14 protein-coding genes are annotated in these 17,456 nt (G+C 65.9%); 12 read left to right on the forward strand and 2 right to left on the reverse strand.

Annotated elements, in window-relative coordinates:
• Nucleotides 1–1,755 precede the first annotated feature (1,755 nt).
• Together ROA7023_RS24485 and ROA7023_RS14580 are read left to right on the forward strand one after the other, a co-directional pair.
• On the forward strand, nt 1,756–2,421 hold the full coding sequence (locus ROA7023_RS24485; protein ID WP_159458528.1) for a flagellar hook-length control protein FliK: 666 nt from the start codon (nt 1,756–1,758) through the stop codon (nt 2,419–2,421).
• A gap of 9 nt (nt 2,422–2,430) precedes the next feature.
• The gene (locus ROA7023_RS14580; RefSeq protein WP_085879772.1) at nt 2,431–3,129 is read left to right on the forward strand and encodes a flagellar hook capping FlgD N-terminal domain-containing protein; all 699 of its coding nucleotides are present in this window, start codon (nt 2,431–2,433) and stop codon (nt 3,127–3,129) included.
• Nucleotides 3,130–3,134: 5 nt separating this feature from the next.
• Here ROA7023_RS14580 and ubiB read toward each other — a convergent pair whose 3' ends face one another.
• Nucleotides 3,135–4,664: a 2-polyprenylphenol 6-hydroxylase gene (gene ubiB / locus ROA7023_RS14585; protein WP_085879773.1), complete on the reverse strand. Its 1,530-nt coding sequence runs from the start codon at nt 4,662–4,664 to the stop codon at nt 3,135–3,137.
• Nucleotides 4,665–5,417, reverse strand: a complete 753-nt coding sequence (ubiE, locus tag ROA7023_RS14590) for a bifunctional demethylmenaquinone methyltransferase/2-methoxy-6-polyprenyl-1,4-benzoquinol methylase UbiE (protein WP_085879774.1) — start codon at nt 5,415–5,417, stop codon at nt 4,665–4,667.
• Between the two features lie 65 nt (nt 5,418–5,482).
• Between ubiE and mutM the strand changes: the two genes are divergently transcribed.
• From mutM to ROA7023_RS14640, 10 genes are all read left to right on the forward strand, one after another.
• Nucleotides 5,483–6,334, forward strand: coding sequence for a bifunctional DNA-formamidopyrimidine glycosylase/DNA-(apurinic or apyrimidinic site) lyase (gene mutM, locus ROA7023_RS14595; RefSeq protein ID WP_085879775.1), 852 nt, complete (start codon nt 5,483–5,485; stop codon nt 6,332–6,334).
• Between the two features lie 65 nt (nt 6,335–6,399).
• Nucleotides 6,400–7,176, forward strand: a complete 777-nt coding sequence (locus ROA7023_RS14600; protein ID WP_085879776.1) for an enoyl-CoA hydratase-related protein — start codon at nt 6,400–6,402, stop codon at nt 7,174–7,176.
• Nucleotides 7,177–7,343: 167 nt separating this feature from the next.
• On the forward strand, nt 7,344–7,607 hold the full coding sequence (gene rpsT, locus ROA7023_RS14605) for a 30S ribosomal protein S20 (RefSeq protein ID WP_085879777.1): 264 nt from the start codon (nt 7,344–7,346) through the stop codon (nt 7,605–7,607).
• 630 nt (nt 7,608–8,237) lie between these two features.
• Nucleotides 8,238–9,587, forward strand: a complete 1,350-nt coding sequence (dnaA, locus tag ROA7023_RS14610; RefSeq protein WP_234992243.1) for a chromosomal replication initiator protein DnaA — start codon at nt 8,238–8,240, stop codon at nt 9,585–9,587.
• 105 nt (nt 9,588–9,692) lie between these two features.
• On the forward strand, nt 9,693–10,811 hold the full coding sequence (gene dnaN, locus ROA7023_RS14615; RefSeq protein WP_085879778.1) for a DNA polymerase III subunit beta: 1,119 nt from the start codon (nt 9,693–9,695) through the stop codon (nt 10,809–10,811).
• A 37-nt stretch (nt 10,812–10,848) separates the two neighbouring features.
• Nucleotides 10,849–11,955 (forward strand): DNA replication/repair protein RecF, encoded by a 1,107-nt coding sequence (gene recF / locus ROA7023_RS14620; protein ID WP_085879779.1) that lies wholly within the window; start codon nt 10,849–10,851, stop codon nt 11,953–11,955.
• Nucleotides 11,945–12,469 (forward strand): GNAT family N-acetyltransferase, encoded by a 525-nt coding sequence (locus tag ROA7023_RS14625; protein ID WP_159458529.1) that lies wholly within the window; start codon nt 11,945–11,947, stop codon nt 12,467–12,469. Before recF ends, ROA7023_RS14625 begins: the two co-directional genes overlap by 11 nt.
• Nucleotides 12,466–13,086 carry a LysE family translocator gene (locus ROA7023_RS14630; RefSeq protein ID WP_085879781.1) on the forward strand — a complete coding sequence of 207 codons (621 nt, stop codon included), beginning with the start codon at nt 12,466–12,468 and terminating at the stop codon, nt 13,084–13,086. The genes ROA7023_RS14625 and ROA7023_RS14630 overlap by 4 nt, the downstream gene beginning before the upstream one ends.
• A gap of 91 nt (nt 13,087–13,177) precedes the next feature.
• Complete coding sequence (gyrB, locus tag ROA7023_RS14635; RefSeq protein WP_085879782.1) at nt 13,178–15,595, forward strand: DNA topoisomerase (ATP-hydrolyzing) subunit B; 2,418 nt, start codon at nt 13,178–13,180, stop codon at nt 15,593–15,595.
• A gap of 292 nt (nt 15,596–15,887) precedes the next feature.
• On the forward strand, nt 15,888–17,276 hold the full coding sequence (locus ROA7023_RS14640; RefSeq protein ID WP_159458530.1) for a hypothetical protein: 1,389 nt from the start codon (nt 15,888–15,890) through the stop codon (nt 17,274–17,276).
• Nucleotides 17,277–17,456 lie beyond the last annotated feature (180 nt).

Raw genomic sequence — 17,456 nt, forward strand, 5'->3', positions numbered from 1 at the left:
GAAACCAAGGTCGATCAGCCACAGCCCCGCGCCGATGGCAAAGACCCGGTGAGTTCCGAACGCGCCGCTTCGGGCCGTCCTGCACCTGACGGCGCCGCCGACGTTCCGCCGAATCAAAGGCCCCCGCTCCCCCGCCGCAACTCCGCGGGGCGCGCGGAATCGGCCATGGTCGGAATGCCCCAACCGCTTGGAGCGCAAACGACGGCCGGGTCCTCGACGATGCCGCGCCCAGACGCATCCAGGTCAACCGACCGCATGCCTGCCAGCGCACGGGCCGGGGGCGACGGCGCGACGCCGCCACGCGCCATCGCGGACGCCGCCCCGAAACAGGGCTCGGCGCAGGCGCCGATGGACCGCGATTCCGACCGGGTCGACCTGGGGCATTCACTGCAGGCACCTACCCGGCCGAGGGCAGAGGACAGCGATACTCGGCCGCAAGGCCCAACGCGAGAGCCCGGCATCGGCCTCGCGACGCAGAAAACGCCGCAAATGCCGCCCTCGGCCGCGGCCGCGGCGGAGGGACAGACGAGGGATAATCGTCGTCCACACGAGACGTCCCGGCCGGGCTCGATGCCCCATGCGCAGAGCGGTCCTGTTGGTCGCACCGAGGCACACCGCCCGGCGCCAACAGGCGCCTCGGCTTCGCAATCCAGTGGCGAGACCCCACCGGCGAGGGACAGGGCGACGGTTTCAGACCGATCCGCACACACCGGGCCAGCGGCGATGCCGCCGTCCAGGCCCCCACCACAAGCCGCGCGACACCAGCCCGCCTCGCCATCAATCTCGCCGGGACAGGTCTCCGCACAGCCCGGTCAGGCTGATACGGCGTCTTCGTCCCTCGCGCAGACGCCGTCCACTCCGACCGGCCGCGCGACGTCCACGCCGACGGTGCGTCGTTCCGTTGACATGGTCCGCGGAATGCCCTCCCCCGAGACCGCCGGTGACCCAACGGTCACCGAATCGGTTTACCGGGAGGCAGCTGTCTCGGCTCAGGCTTCCCAGTCGCCTGCTTCCGAAATAAGCGGGCAGGCCGCAGCGGAGCGCTCTTCTGCGCAGACGGCCGCTTCGCCGGGCCGCGAAGGTCACCGACCGGAATTGCCCCATGCGCCAGCGTCGCATCCGCAGGAACAGCCTCGGCGTCGGGCCGGGGCGCATCACCCGCTTCGAGCCAACGAGGGCAAAGGTGACCGGCCGCAGCCAAGTCAGGCCGCACCCGACGCACCTGTCGCACAGGAGGCGCGAACCGTTGTGCCGCCTGGCCAGGCTTCCGAGCAAAACGTGGGGCCTGGCGGCAATACCGCAGACCCGGGCCCTGCTCCCGGGCGCGTTGTTCCGGGCGTTCCGGCTGACTTCGTGCTGCCTCGCTCGACGGGAAACGCCGGCCTTCCGGACGGAAATCCGAGGACAGGGGCAGCACCGCCGGTGCCCTCCGTAGCGCCGCCGGCTGGCGGTGACCTGCCTGATCGGGCCTCGCCCCAGGTCGCCCGGATGCTCGAAGGGGGGCGGGCTTTCCAGCCAGCCTCGCTGGCCGCGCCGCAGGTCCAGCAAGCCGGCGCAGCGTCATTCGTCGCGGGCAGATCCCCGACGGCCGGCACGGCGTCTCTGGTGGCGGGCCAAGCCACACCGGCCGGAACCGTGCCAATCGTCGCGCACGGCACATCGGGTGCCCCGGTGTCCCAGCCTCCGCCCACACCGGGCGGGCGGGCAAACGAGCGCATCGGGACGCGACAGGACCCGCCCGCGGACCAGCGTCGCATGCCGCGGCAGACATCCGGGGAGGGTCGCTGGAACACCGGGCCGGCCGCTGTGACCCAGCAGCGCCTGCCGGGCGGCGCGATCCAACCTGCCGGGCCGCTTGTGTCCGGCCAGGCGCAGCCGTTCGGACAACCGGCGGACCAAGGGCGGTTCGAGCCTGACACGGACATCCAGAACCTTGGCTTCGGCTCCACCGCCCCGGTGGAGACGGCGCGGCACGCGCCCCATGCGCAGATGCCGGCGACCCAGTCCGCTTCGACCCACGGTCCGGCCGTTGTCCGGCAGGTCGTGACCGGCTTGCAGGCAAGCGGCCAGGGCACGACCGAAATCACGCTGGATCCGCAGGAACTGGGCCGGGTCACGCTGAACCTCACCACCGATGACGACGGCATTTCCGTCTCTGTCATCGCCGAACGCCCCGAGACGGCGGACCTGATTCGCCGGCACATCGACCTGTTGTCGCAGGAGCTTCGCCAGATCGGCTATGGCAAGGTGGCCTATGATTTCGGCGGCTCCGCCGGGCGGCAGAACGACCAGCAACCCGCAGCGGGACAGCCGACTTTAGCAGCTCTCGCCGAGACGGGCGTCGAGCATATCGAAACCGGGGAAAATTCGGGGCGGCGAGGCGGACTGACCTCCGCAGGCGGCCTCGACCTCAGATTGTAGGGACACGACATGGAAACCACGTCTCCGACCGGCGGACAGACCGCCGTCCAGGCTGCCTTTGCGGCCTCAGCCAATCAACGCTCCTCCGAGACACAGGAGGCCGGCGGTCAACCGACCGCACCTGCGATCAGTTCGGATTTCGAGACCTTTCTCAAGATGCTCACTGTGCAGATGGAGAATCAGGACCCCCTGAACCCGGTCGATTCCTCGGATTACGCGGTTCAGCTGGCCACCTTCTCGGGGGTCGAACAGCAGGTCCTGACCAACGATCTGCTCAAGGGTCTCGGGCAGGCGTTGGGCATGTCCGGGCTCAACCAGATCGCGGGCTGGGTCGGGCAACGTGCGCCGGTGACGGCGCCGGTGCAGTTTGAAAACGCGCCGATGACGGTTGTGGCCGACACCGTGTCCTATGCCGACAGGGCAGAGCTCGTGGTCCGCTCTGCCGACGGAATGGAGCTTGAGCGGCACGAGATCGCCCCGCCGGGCGGAGAGGTCGGCTGGGCACCCGCCGAAGGCGCGCCGGCCGCCCTGGAGCCGGTCTATTTCGAGGTCGAAAGCTTCTCCGCCGGCACGTCCCTGGGCGCCGAGCCCGCGCCGGTCTATGCGCCGGTGCGCGAGGTCCGGATGGCCGACGGCGTGCCGTCCATCGTGCTGCCGGGGGGGCAAACCCTGCCCGCCTCGGGGATCACGGCCCTGCGGCAGGGGTGACCGATCTAGAGCGCCTGACCGATCCAGAGGCCGAGCCCCAGCAGGGCGGCGCCGAGGACCATGCCCTGCAACACGGGCCAGACCGATCTTTGCGGCGCGCGCTCAGGCCCCGCCGATTGCTGGATCAGGACCCTCTCGGCGAGGGCGGGCAGTTTCGGGCCGAACCTTGTCAGGACCTGGACCGTGCGGCCGAGATCCTTTGCGAAGGCGGCGGGGCCGAGGCTTTTCTTGATGTAATCCTCGACGATCGGCTGGGCCACCTCCCAGATGTTCATCCGCGGATCGAGCGTTCGCGCGACGCCCTCGACCACGACCATCGTGCGCTGCAGCAGGATCAGCTCGGTCCGCGTTTCCATCCCGAAGCGCTCGGTGACCTCGAACAGGTAGGACAGCAGCCGCCCCATGGAGATCCGCGAGGCGTCCATGCCAAAGATTGGCTCTCCGATCGCGCGGAGGGCGCGGGCGAATTCATCGAGATCGCGGTCCGCGGGCACGTAACCCGCCTCGAAATGCACCTCGGCCACGCGCTTGTAATCCCGGCGGATGAAGCCGAACAGGATCTGGGCGTAGACGCGCCGGGTGTATTCGTCGATATGCCCCATGATCCCGAAATCATAGGCGATGATGTCGCCATTCGTGCCGACCTTGAGGTTTCCCTGATGCATGTCCGCATGGAACATCCCGTCGCGCAACGCGTGGTTCAGGAACAATTGCAGGACCCGCGCGGCCAGTTCCCGCCGGTCATGGCCCGCGGCCTCTATGCCCTCGACATCGCCGAAGCCGACGCCTTCGGCCCAAGTCTGGGTCATCACGCGGCGCCCGGACAGGTGCCAGCGGATCTGCGGCAGGCGAAAGCCCGCGTCCCTGGCCGTGTTGGAGGCGAATTCGGACGCGGCAGAGCTTTCCAGCCGCAGGTCGAGCTCGCCCACCACCGTGCCCTCGAAATGGGTGATGACCTCCATCGGCCGCAGACGTCGCGACGAGGGCGACAACAGCTCGATCACCCGCGCCACGAAGTAGAAGGCGTCGATGTCACGCTGGAAGGCCCGCTCGATCCCCGGCCGCAGGACCTTGATCGCGACCTCCTCGCCGGTTCCTCTGAGGATCCCCTTGTGGACCTGGGCGATCGAGGCGGCGGCGACGGGCTCGGAGATCCACTCGAACGCGTCATCGGCGCGAATCTCCAGCTCGCGCTCGATCTCGGCCCGGGCCTCGCCGATGGAAAACGGCGGCAGCTTGTCCTGCAGGACCCGCAATTGCAGCGCCAACTCGTCCCCGACCACGTCCGGACGCGTCGACAGGACCTGACCGAACTTAATGTAGGCCGGACCCAGCGCCGTCAGCGCCCGGGTCGCCGGTGGCATCTTGAGGTCGCCCTTGTAGCCGAGCCATTGGAATGGCCAGGTGAGCACACGCAGCACGATCCGCACCTGAGGCGGCGCATCGAAGGCATCGAGCACCACGCGCATCGCTCCGGTACGTTCCAGCGTCGCGCCGGTCCGGATCAATCTGAGGATATTGTGCGGACCACGCACCTAAAGTTTCCATCCCGAATGCAGGCAGGCGATGCCCATGGTCAGGTTGCGATAGCTCGCGTTGCCGAACCCCGCGTCGCGGATCATCGACAGGAATGTCTCCTGGTCCGGGAACTTGCGAATTGATTCCACCAGGTACTGATAGCTGTCCCGGTCGTTCGCCACCACTTGGCCGATCCGGGGAATCACGTTGAAGGAATAGAGGTCATAGGCCTTGCGCAGCGCCGGGTTGGGCACGCGCGAGAATTCCAGCACCATCAGCCGCCCACCCGGTTTCAGGACGCGGAACGCCTCGGCCAGGGCGACTTCGGGCCGGGTCACGTTCCGGATTCCGAAGGAGATCGTGTAGACATCGAATGTGTTGGCCTCGAACGGCAGGGCCATCGCGTCGCCCACGACCCAGTCCAGGCTGTCGGCCAGCCGCTCGGCCTCGGCCCGCTTGCGGCCCTCGACAAGCATCGCCTCGGTCAGGTCCAGAACGGTCGCCTGCGCGGTTCCGGCCCGGCGCAGAAAGCGGAACGAGATGTCGCCCGTGCCCCCTGCCACGTCCAGCAGGCGCTGGCCCCGGCGCGGCGCGAGCCAGTCCATCATCGCCTCTTTCCAGATCCGGTGAACACCGCCACTCATCAGGTCGTTCATCACGTCGTAGCGGTTCGCGACCGAGGAAAAGACCCCGCGGACGCGGTCCGCCTTTTCGTCTTCCGGCACCGTCTCGTTGCCGAAATGCGTGGTTCTGTCCGATTGGTTGGTCATGGGCCCTTGCGGTCTTGCTGTGCCACGCCTTTCTATAGGCGCTCCGAAGGGGAAGGAAGCGCCCGATGCCCGAAATGCCAGAGGTCGAGACAGTCCGTCGCGGGCTGACACCGGCGATGGAGGGCGCGGTGATCGCCCGGGCCGAGGTCAACCGCCCGGATTTGCGCTGGCCCCTGCCCCAGAACCTGGCCGGACGGCTGACCGGCCGCAGGGTCCTCCGCCTCGGCCGGCGGTCGAAATACATCCTGGTCGCGCTGGACGGGGACGAGACCCTGATCATCCACCTGGGCATGTCTGGCCGCATGCTGATCTCGGGCGACCCGCTCGGCCAATTCCACCACGATCACCCCGCGGCGCAGAAACACGACCACGTCGTGCTTCACATGGACAACGGTGCCCGCATCACCTTCAACGACGCCCGCCGCTTCGGCGCGATGGATCTTTGCCCGAGCCTGGATACAGAGGCCCATTGGCTCATCCGCAGCCTGGGGCCAGAGCCGCTGGGCAACGGGTTCAACGAGACCTACCTGATCGCCCGCTTGAAAGGCAGGATGACGCCGATCAAGGCGGCGCTGCTCGATCAGAAGATCGTCGCCGGGCTGGGCAACATCTATGTTTGCGAGGTGCTGCACCGCGCCGGAATCAGCCCCAGACGGCAGGCCGGCCGGATCGCCGCACGGCGGGTGGCGACGCTTGTGCCGCTGGTCCGCGACGTGCTGTCGGAGGCCATTGAGGCAGGCGGTTCTTCGTTGCGGGATTACCGGCAGGCGGACGGGGAGCTGGGCTATTTTCAGCATACATTCCGGGTCTATGACCGCGAGGGCGCCCCCTGCCCGACCCCGGGCTGCGACAGCCGAATCCGCAGGATCGTCCAGTCCGGCCGATCGACGTTCTATTGCCCGAACTGCCAAAGATAGCTTGAACCGGCGGTATCCTTTGCTAAGCGTGAGGTCTCAGCCTCAGGCAACAGGGACCTTGCGCAATGGCCTACGAGACCATCATCGTCGAAACCTCCGATGACGTCTGCACCATCACGCTGAACCGGCCCGACGCGATGAACGCGATCAACAGCCAGTTGCTGGGCGAGTTGGTCAGGGCGCTGGAAGACGCCGACCGCAGCGACAAGGTGCGGTGCATCGTCATCACCGGCTCGGACAAGGCCTTTGCCGCCGGAGCCGACGTGACAGAGATGGCCGACAAGAGCTTCGTCGAGATGTACACGCAGCAGTTCTTCGCCCGCGAGGGCGAGCGCTTTGCCGGGGTGCGCAAGCCGATCATCGCCGCGGTGTCGGGCTATGCGCTGGGCGGGGGGTGCGAGCTGGCGATGATGTGCGATTTCATCATCGCGTCGGAGACCGCCAAGTTCGGGCAACCCGAGATCAACCTCGGCGTGATCGCCGGTATGGGCGGGACGCAAAGGCTGACGCGGCTGGTGGGGCGGTCGAAGTCGATGGACATGCATCTGACCGGCCGTTTCATGGACGCCCAGGAGGCCGAGCGCGCCGGCCTCGTAAGCCGGATAGTTCCGACCAAGAAGCTCAAGGAAGAGGCGACGGGCGCGGCCCACAAGATCGCCGAGAAATCCCTGCTTGCCACGGCGTCGGTCAAGGATGCCGTCAACCGCGCCGAGGAATTGCCGCTGACCGAAGGCATCCGCTACGAGCGGGCGCTGTTCTATGCCCTGTTCTCGAGCGACGACCAGTCCGAAGGCATGGCGGCATTCCGTGAGAAACGCGAAGCGCAGTTCCGCGACAAGTAGGGCGCCGTGGGGCGCCTTTTCTGTTTCCTTTTCCCGGCAAGTCCGCTAAGTCGCCGCGATACATGCGCGCGATGCCCGCTCAGGCAAGAATGGCCGAGGTCCGACCGGACCTCTCGGGGATCGCTGCGTCGACAGGAACATGAGACACCCGAAGAGGTAGGACCCAGATGGCAAATTCACCCCAAGCCAAGAAACGCGCCCGTCAGAACGAGCGTCGCAATGCAGTCAACAAGGCCCGCCGCTCGCGGATCCGCACCGAACTGCGCAAGGTCGAAGAGGCAATCGCCTCCGGCAACCAGGAAGCCGCCGCCGCCGCGCTCAAGGCCGCCCAGCCCGAACTGATGCGTGGCGTCACCAAGGGCGTCTTTCACAAGAACACTGCTGCCCGGAAAATGTCGCGTCTTTCATCGCGCGTGAAATCGCTCGGCTGAGCGGGCCCCAACCCCGGAATTAGCACCCAACCAAAGCGCGCCGAAATCGGCGCGCTTTGTCTTTTGCGCAACAGGTTTGTGACAGATCCAAGCGGATTCAACACGCTCTCAGATTCTCTGCCGACCGGCCCATCTCAATCGCCTAGTCAAGCGCGTTGTTGAGTTGAAAGGCCCTCAAACCCCTTGCTAGCTTGGCCCTGCGATTCATCTGACGCAAACCTGGGGGACGACGGGGAAAGGAAGCTGACATCGGATCTGGCCCAAGAGCCTCTTGCCAAGAGCTCGGCCCCTTTCGCCGAATGTGACCTTCTCTCGATGGGATCATTGCAAACGGGCAACAATGTCCGGACGCGGCCTGATCTCCTGACTCGGCTGACAACGACATGGTTGCATGTCGGCCGGGACAACCTGTCCGGGAAACCGGACACCGATGCTCTTTGCGCCTGCTTGGGAAGCAGACGTGGAATTTTCGGTCCCTGCAATTCCGTCCCCGCCGGCACCGTCGGCGGATGACAACGTTTTGCCCAAGGTTTGCCTGTGTGGTGCGCGATGGAACGTCCCGAACGGGGGATGCCGGACGCGGTGTGGGACCGTGTCGCGGAAAGCAGAACGAGAACAGGCTGGGCTGGAATGACAAAAGCGGATTGGGGTCACGTTAAGACTGAACTGCGGGGCGTTGTAGGGGACAGCAACTATTCGAACTGGATAGAACCCCTGGACTACAATTCGATCGAGGGCGGTGTCCTGACCTTCAGCGTTCCCAGCAACTTCATCGGCAATTACGTGTCGCAGAACTATTCCGACCACATCATCTACCAACTCGCCAAGAACGGTCACAACGTGGAACGGCTGAGCTTCGTGCTCCGCAACGATCCGCCCCAGTCCCGGGCCGCGCCGGCCGCCGCATCCGCCCCTGCCGCCCCAGCGCGATCGGGGCTGGTGGAAAGCGCCCAGCTCGACAGGCGCTTCACCTTCGATTCCTTCGTGGTCGGCAAGCCCAACGCCTTGGCCCATGCCGCCGCGCGCCGGGTGGCCGAGGGCGGGCCGGTCTCGTTCAACCCGTTGTTCCTCTATGGCGGCGTGGGTCTGGGCAAGACCCACCTGATGCACGCCATCGCCCACGAGCTTCGCCGGAACCAGCCTCAGCTCGACATGCTCTACCTGTCCGCGGACCAGTTCATGTATCGCTTCGTGACCGCGCTGCGCGAGCGCCGGATGCTGGACTTCAAGCAGATCTTCCGGTCGGTCGATGTGCTGATGGTGGACGACGTGCAGTTCATCGCGGGCAAGGACAGCACGCAGGAGGAGTTCTTTCACACCTTCAACGCGCTCGTGGATGCCGGCAAGCAGATCATCATTTCCGCCGACCGCGCCCCGGGAGAGATCAAGGACCTGGAGAACCGGATCGCTTCGCGCCTCGGATCGGGCCTTGTGGTGGACCTGCATCCGACGGATTACGAGCTGCGCCTCGGGATCCTGCAATCCAAGGTCGAGCATTACACCGAGCAATATCCCGACCTGGAGGTCGGCGACGGGGTTCTGGAATTCCTCGCCCATCGGATCTCGACCAACGTGCGGGTGCTGGAGGGGGCGCTCACGCGGCTTTTCGCCTTCGCCTCGCTTGTCGGGCGCAAGATCGACCACGAGCTGACCCAGGATTGCCTGGCCGACATCCTGCGCGCCTCGGACCGCAAGATCACCGTGGAAGAGATCCAGCGCCGCGTCTCGGAGCATTACAACATCCGCCTGTCCGACCTGATCGGTCCGCGGCGGATGCGTTCCTTTGCCCGGCCCCGGCAGGTGGCGATGTGGCTGGCCAAGAACATGACCAACCGGTCCCTGCCGGAAATCGGCAAGCGATTCGGCGGCCGCGATCACACCACGATCATGCATGGCATCCGCCGGATCGACGAGCTGCGCCAGACCGACAGCGGGATCGCCGACGATCTGGAACTGCTGCGCCGGTCGCTGGAGGCCTAGCCTGCTTGACCCTTCCGCAACACTGGCGGAGTGTTGCGGAAAACCGCTTGAGCCGCGCCGCGAAGGTTGTAGCTTGGCGGTCCGGTCACTGACGGAGCTTGGGACATGAAACTCTCCATCGAACGCGGTGCGCTGCTGAAAGCCGTGGCACAGGCACAGTCTGTCGTGGAGCGGCGGAACACGATCCCGATCCTCGCCAACGTGCTGATCGAGGCGGAGGGCGACACCGTCCAGTTCCGCGCGACCGACCTGGATATCGAGGTCGTCGACCGGGCCCCCGCCATGGTGGAGCGGTCGGGGGCGACGACGGTCTCGGCCGTGACCCTCAACGAGATCGTGCGCAAGCTGCCGGACGGGGCGCTGGTGACCCTGACCGAAGACGGACAGAGCGGGCGCCTGCAGATCACCGCCGGCCGGTCGGATTTCAAGCTGGCGACCCTCCCGCGCGAGGATTTCCCGGTTATGGCCTCGTCGGAATACGCGTCGAATTTCTCAGCGCCGGCCCCCGTGCTGCGGCGGCTGTTCGACAAGTCGAAATTCGCGATCTCGACCGAGGAGACGCGGTATTACCTCAACGGCGTCTACATGCATGTCTCGGACGGCGAAGACGGCCAGGTGCTGCGCTGCGTGGCGACCGACGGCCACCGGCTTGCCCGGATCGACGCGCCCCTGCCGGAGGGCGCCGCGGACATGCCCGGCGTGATCGTGCCGCGCAAGACGGTGGGCGAGCTGCGCAAGCTGCTGGACGACGACGAGATGGAAATCGCGGTGTCGGTCTCCGAGACCAAGATCCGCTTTGCCACGCCCGACATCACGCTGACCTCGAAGGTGATCGACGGCACCTTTCCCGATTACACGCGGGTCATCCCCTCGGGCAACACCAAGCGTCTTGAGGTCGACGCGACCGAATTCGCCAAGGCCGTTGACCGGGTCGCCACCGTGTCGTCAGAGCGCAGCCGCGCGGTCAAGCTGAGCCTCGACGAGGACCGGCTGATCCTGTCGGTGAACGCCCCCGACGCGGGCGCGGCCGAGGAGGAGCTGGCCGTCGCCTATGCCGACGAGAAGCTCGAGATCGGCTTCAACGCGAAATACCTGCTGGAGATCGCCAGCCAGGTGGACCGGGAGAACGCGATTTTCCTGTTCAACTCCTCCGGCGATCCGACCCTGATGCGCGAAGGAAACGACACCTCGGCGGTCTATGTCGTGATGCCGATGCGCGTGTGACCGGGCCGATGCGTCGTCAAGCCCGGCGCTAGGGCCCATGTCCACGCTCGCCGTCACCCGCCTGACCCTGTCGCATTTCCGAAGCCACAAACGCGCCACGCTCGCGACCGACGCGCGGCCGGTCGCCATCTTCGGCCCAAACGGCGCGGGCAAGACGAACCTGCTGGAGGCGGTGTCCATCCTGTCGCCCGGGCGTGGGATGCGCCGCGCCAGCGCCGAGGACATGACCCGCCGGCCGGAGGCGCTCGGCTGGAAGGTGCGTGCCGACGTCACCGCCCCCGACCGCGCCCACGAGATCGAGACCTGGTCCGAGGGCGGCGCCGCGCGCCAGGTCAAGGTCGACAGCAAGACCGCGCCGCAGCTGGCACTCGGGCGGCTGGTGCGGGTGCTCTGGCTGATCCCGGCGATGGACCGGCTGTGGATCGAGGGCGCGGACGGACGGCGGCGGTTCCTCGACCGGGCAGTCCTCAGCTTCGATCCCGACCATGGCGACGCGGTGCTGAGCTATGAAAAGGCCATGCGAGAGCGCAACCGCCTGCTGAAGGACCAGGTGCGGGACGCCCATTGGTACGGCGCATTGGAGCGGCAGATGGCCGAGGCGGGCGCCCGCATCCATGCCGGCCGGCTTGCCGCGCTGGAGGCGCTGACCGAGGCGCAGGAGGGGGCCGAGACCGCCTTTCCCACCGCCGCCCTGGCGCTGGAGCAATCCGAGGGCGCCCTGCCCGGCGACGCCGGTGCGCTGCGGGCAGGCTTTGCCGAGGGGCGCGGGCGCGACATGGCCGCCGGCCGCACCCTGACCGGGCCGCACCGCACCGACCTTGCCGCGGTCTTCGCCGCAAAGGGGGTCGCTGCGCGGGATTGCTCGACCGGAGAGCAGAAGGCCCTGCTGATCTCGCTCATTCTCGCCAATGCCCGCGCCCTTCAAGCGCGGCTGGGTGCGCCTCCGCTATTGCTTCTCGACGAGGTCTCGGCGCATCTGGACGCGGGTCGCCGGGCCGCGCTTTATGCCGAGATCGTCGCGCTTGGGGCGCAGGCATGGATGACGGGCACCGGCCCGGAGTTGTTCGACGAACTGGGCCCCGCCGCCCAGCGCGTCGAGGTGACGGATGTGGACGGGATTTCAGAGGTGCGACATGCAGATTGACCGGATCGAGGAAACACGGCTGTCCGGCGGCGACGAGGCCGCGATCATCAGCCTGCTGGGCCGCAGCTTCGGCACGGATTTCGGCGGGCGGTCGTTCTATATGCAGCGGCACCACGTGCGGCTTGTCCTGCGCGACCCGCAGATCGTCGGACACATGGCGCTGTCGCTTCGGGCGATCCGGCTGGGCGATGCGCTGGTCGACATCGTCGGGCTGGCCGAGGTCGCCACCGACCCCGACCGGCGCGGCGAGGGCATCGCCACCCGCCTGATGGACGCCGCCATCGCCGAAGCGCGGGCCACGGGCGCGGATTTCTTCGTCCTCTTCGGGGACCAGCCGCTCTATGCCGCGTCGGGCTTCGTCGCCCGGTCAAACACCCTGCGCTTCGTCGAATTGGACGGCGCGCGCACGGGACAGGTGCAGGAGGCCAAGCGCGGGGGCCTGATGGTCCTGCCGCTCGGCGTCGTGGCCTGGGATTCCGACGCGCCCGTCGATCTGCTGGGGCACCTTTTTTGACCGTCACGCTCGCACAACTCGCGCTCTATGCCGGGGCCCTCCTGATTCTGTTCCTGACGCCCGGGCCGGTCTGGGTCGCCTTGACGGCGCGGGCCATGTCGGGCGGCTTTCACGCGGCCTGGCCGCTGGCGCTGGGCGTGGTGGTGGGCGACATCCTGTGGCCCTTCCTCGCCATTCTGGGCGTCACCTGGATCGTGTCGGTCTTTGCCGGGTTCATGACGGCCCTGCGCTGGGTCGCCTGCCTGACATTCCTGGTGATGGGCTACCTGCTGATCCGCAACGCGGGCTCCGGCATCGCGAGCAACAGCCGTCTGACGCGGCCCGGCATGTGGGCGGGCTTCGCCGCAGGGTTGGCCGTGATCCTCGGCAACCCGAAGGCGATCCTGTTCTACATGGGGGTGCTGCCGGGGTTCTTCGATCTGACCGCGCTGACGATCTGGGACATGGTCGCGATCGCCTGCCTTTCGGCCATCGTGCCGCTGATCGGCAACCTCGCGCTGGCGCTGATGATCGGCCAGGCGCGGCGGCTGCTGACCTCGCCCGCGGCGCTGAAACGCACCAACGAGGTGGCCGGTGGGCTGCTTGTCGCGGTCGGGCTCGTCATCCCGTTCGCCTGACGGCGCGAAGCCTACCAAATCTTGTGTCCGCGGCGTGACATTCCCCCTGAAAATCAGTATATGATGGGGTGAAAGAACAAGGAAACTCCGCATGTCCGAACCCGAACGCGATCCCGCCGAGTATGGCGCCGATTCCATCAAGGTTCTCAAGGGCCTGGAGGCTGTCCGCAAGCGTCCCGGCATGTATATCGGCGACACGGATGACGGCTCTGGCCTGCACCACATGGTCTATGAGGTCGTCGACAACGGTATCGACGAGGCGCTGGCCGGTCACGCGGACCATGTCCTGGTCAAGATACACGCTGATTCCTCGGTCTCGGTGGCCGATAACGGGCGCGGTATCCCGGTGGACATCCATACCGAAGAAGGGGTCTCGGCCGCCGAGGTCATCATGACCCAGCTGCACGCTGGCGGGAAATTCGACCAGAACTCCTACAAGGTCTCGGGCGGTCTGCACGGGGTCGGTGTTTCCGTCGTCAACGCCCTGTCGGTCTGGCTGGAGCTTCGGATCTGGCGCAACGGCAAGGCGCATTACGCAAGGTTCGAGCATGGCGACACGGTCGAGCATCTGCGCGTCACCGGCCCGTCCGAGGGCAAGACCGGGACCGAGGTGCGGTTCCTCGGCTCCACCGATACGTTCTCGAACCTCGATTACGACTTTCACACCCTGGAAAAGCGCCTGCGCGAGCTCGCGTTCCTCAATTCCGGTGTGCGGATCATCCTGGAGGATGAGCGCCCCGCCGAACCCGTCCGGGTGGAGCTGTTCTATGAGGGCGGCGTCAAGGAATTCGTGAAATACCTCGACCGCTCCAAAAGCGGGATGCTGCCCGAGCCTATCCACGTCATCGGCGAGCGCGAGGGCATCACCGTCGAGGCGGCGATGTGGTGGAACGACACCTACCACGAGAACGTCCTGCCGTTTACCAACAACATCCCCCAGCGGGACGGCGGCACGCACATGGCAGGCTTCCGATCCGCGCTGACCCGGACGGTGACGAAATATGCCACCGACACCGGCATCGCGAAGCGCGAGAAGGTGAACTTTACCGGCGACGACATGCGCGAAGGCCTGACCTGCGTGCTGTCGGTGAAGGTGCCCGACCCGAAATTCTCCAGCCAGACCAAGGACAAGCTCGTTTCGTCCGAGGTGCGCCCGGCCGTCGAGAACCTGATCGGCGAAAAGCTAGCCGAGTGGTTCGAAGAGAACCCGGCCGCCGCCAAGGGGATCGTCAGCAAGATCGTCGAGGCCGCGCAGGCCCGCGAGGCCGCCCGCAAGGCGCGAGAGCTGACCCGGCGCAAGACGGCGATGGATGTGAACTACCTCGCCGGCAAGCTCAAGGATTGCTCCGAGAAGGACGCGACCAAGACCGAGCTGTTCCTGGTCGAGGGCGACAGCGCCGGCGGCTCCGCCCAGACCGGGCGGGACCGACGGACCCAGGCGGTCCTGCCGCTGCGGGGCAAGATCCTGAACGTCGAGCGCGCCCGCTTCGACCGGATGCTGGGCAGCCAGGAGATCGGCAACCTGGTGATGGCGCTGGGCACCGGCATCGGCCGGGATGAATTCGACATCTCGAAACTGCGCTACCACAAGATCGTCATCATGACGGATGCCGACGTCGACGGGGCGCACATCCGCACGCTGTTGCTGACCTTCTTCTTCAGGCAGATGCCGAAGCTGATCGAGGGCGGATATCTCTACATCGCGCAGCCGCCGCTCTACAAGGTGTCGCGCGGCAAGTCCGAGGTCTACCTCAAGGACCAGGCCGCGCTGGACGACTACCTGATCCAGCAGGGGATCGAGGGGGCCTCGCTGAAGCTTGGCAGCGGCGAGGAGATCATCGGCCAGGACCTGATCCGCGTCGTGGAAGAAGCCCGGCAGCTGCGCCGTGTGCTCGACGCCTTTCCGACCCATTATCCGCGCCACATCCTCGAGCAATCGGCCATCGCCGGGGCCTTCGTGCCCGGTGCCGTGGACGCCGACCTTCAGGGCGTGGCCGACGTGGTGGCCAAGCGGCTGGACCTGATCGCGCTGGAATACGAACGTGGCTGGCAGGGCCGGATCACGCAGGACAAGGGCATCCGCCTCGCCCGCATCCTGCGCGGGGTCGAAGAGGTCCGGACGCTGGACGGCGCCATGCTGAGGTCCGGCGAGGTGCGCCGCACCGGCAGCTTCACCAAGGCCCTGCAGGATGTCTACAACGTGCCCGCGCGTCTTTTCCGCAAGGACCGCAGCCAGATGATCTATGGCCCGATGGACCTGCTCAAGGCGATCCTCGAAGAGGGCGAGCGCGGAAACGCGCTGCAGCGCTACAAGGGTCTGGGCGAGATGAATCCGAGCCAGCTCTGGGAGACCACGCTGGACCCGGACGCCCGCACGTTCCTGCAGGTCAAGATCGACGACCTGGCCGAGGCCGATGACCTCTTCACCAAGCTGATGGGCGACGTGGTCGAACCCCGCCGCGAATTCATCCAGCAGAACGCCCTGTCGGTGGAGAACCTCGACTTCTAGGGTCATGTAGGGAAGCGCATATCTTTTCGCGTGCTGAGGTCGGGGCGCGGCCGCTTTTTATATGATTTTCAGAAGGTTAGCGCGAAATCCAGGCCTTCGCGGTTTTTTTGGGACTGCATCGCGCAGGGCGCGTTGGACAGCGTCTGCAAAACGAACGAGCTTTGCCTTTCTGTCTCGGTTGATATGAATTGCCCATCAACCGAGACAGAAGCCTCCTTCTCCGCAGGAAGAACTTGAGCTTCAGCTCAACGTTGAAAGCCGGCTTTCCGTCAACGTGCTGCCGGCGCCGGCCGTGGCACACGGCGCCTTGCTTGCGGCGGAAAGGGCCGGGGACGGGGCGCCGATCCTTTTCGACTTCTTGCCCAGACTGTCCACCATCGTCTACGGGGCTGACGGTGCGACAAATTTCGACCTAATACGACCGGAAGAGACGCTTGAAGCCGGCCGCACTTATCGGAGCCCTGAGCCGGCAACGCTCGCGATACCGGCGGGGCAGGAGAATGTCTCCGTGTATCTTCGAAAGGAAGCTTCGCCACCACCGCGAAAGGCGACCATCGCGATCGGCACGCCGTTGAGGGAACAGGCGGCCGTGTCGCTCTGGGTCGAGCAGAAACCGGCGGCCGGTCGGGCAAGAATCCTGATGGAAGCGCCAATATTGGGACGGAGCTTCACGGTCGACTGGGACAAGGCACAAGAAGATGCCCGATCTTGGGATGAGATCATCGAAAGCCAGCAGCACCATGTCCCAATCCCGCAGCGCTTGGTTCTTCCCTGCGGGATGCCCGCGTGGGAAGACACCGTGCGCGCCGATGGACTGCTCAGTCTTCTCCAGTCGGAACCCTTCCGCATCAACCCCGATTGGGAAACGCTCGCAGCGAAGCTGCCGCAACGGCCGTTCGGACAATACTGCATCTCCAGCGATGGAAATCTTCCCGCCGAGATCGGCCGGGAGGAAATCGAGCGACTCGATATCCTGACGGACAAGGCGCTGGACGTTACACGCAGACGCCTGGCCGGCGAAATGGGCCCAGGGACCGAGGACAACGCGGCCTTGAAGTTCCTGACCTGGCAGTTCCGGCGATGTCCGACCGACGTGGTCAAATGGTTGACGGAGTGCATCGAGACGCGTGGGCCAGCCCACCCGTTCGTGCGCCACCAGATGAGATGGGTCCTCGTCTACCAGGGGCTGGGACGGGTCCTTCGCGATGAGGAGGCCGTGGAGTGCGTCGTAGAGATGCTTCTGTCCTCGGACATCGAGAGCTGGGTGTGGAATCGGCAAAGCGCGTGCATGGCCTTTCTGCTGTCGCGGTCGGACATGGCCCCGATGCTGCTGTCTCGGGAGGACGTTGACAGATTGGCAAGCCGCACGCTGGCGGATTTCAGGCGCAACATCGGTGAAGAATACATCATGTTCATCTACGCGCCCTTTCTGCTCGCGGGTCTTCGCAGGTGGCGCCTCAAAGGCCCCACGGCCCTGGTGTCTGGCATTGATCCCTTGGCCGAAGATTTCCTGGCGATCATCGAGGAAGTCGAAGTTGATCTGATTGGCCGCCGTAGACCCAGTGCCAACCTCCAGCGGCGACGAGACAAGATCTTGCCGATTCTACGGGATCTCAAGGAGGAATTGCTCTGCGAAGGGACAAACCCGGATCTTCTTATGGACATCTACGGTGCGAGCTGAGGCTAGGATACTGCATGCGCAGTTCAGCGAAGTCACTTGTAGCTTCTGGACATGCCTTAGGCTCAGGATGCATTGATTTCCGCTGCACCGCATGATTCACGGCTTCGAAAAAGGGAGCGGTGACATGAGCGATCTCTTCTGGCTGACCGACGCGCAGATGGCGCGTCTGGCCCCTTTCTT

The organism is Roseisalinus antarcticus (assembly GCF_900172355.1).
In the GTDB taxonomy this organism is placed as follows: domain Bacteria; phylum Pseudomonadota; class Alphaproteobacteria; order Rhodobacterales; family Rhodobacteraceae; genus Oceanicola; species Oceanicola antarcticus_A.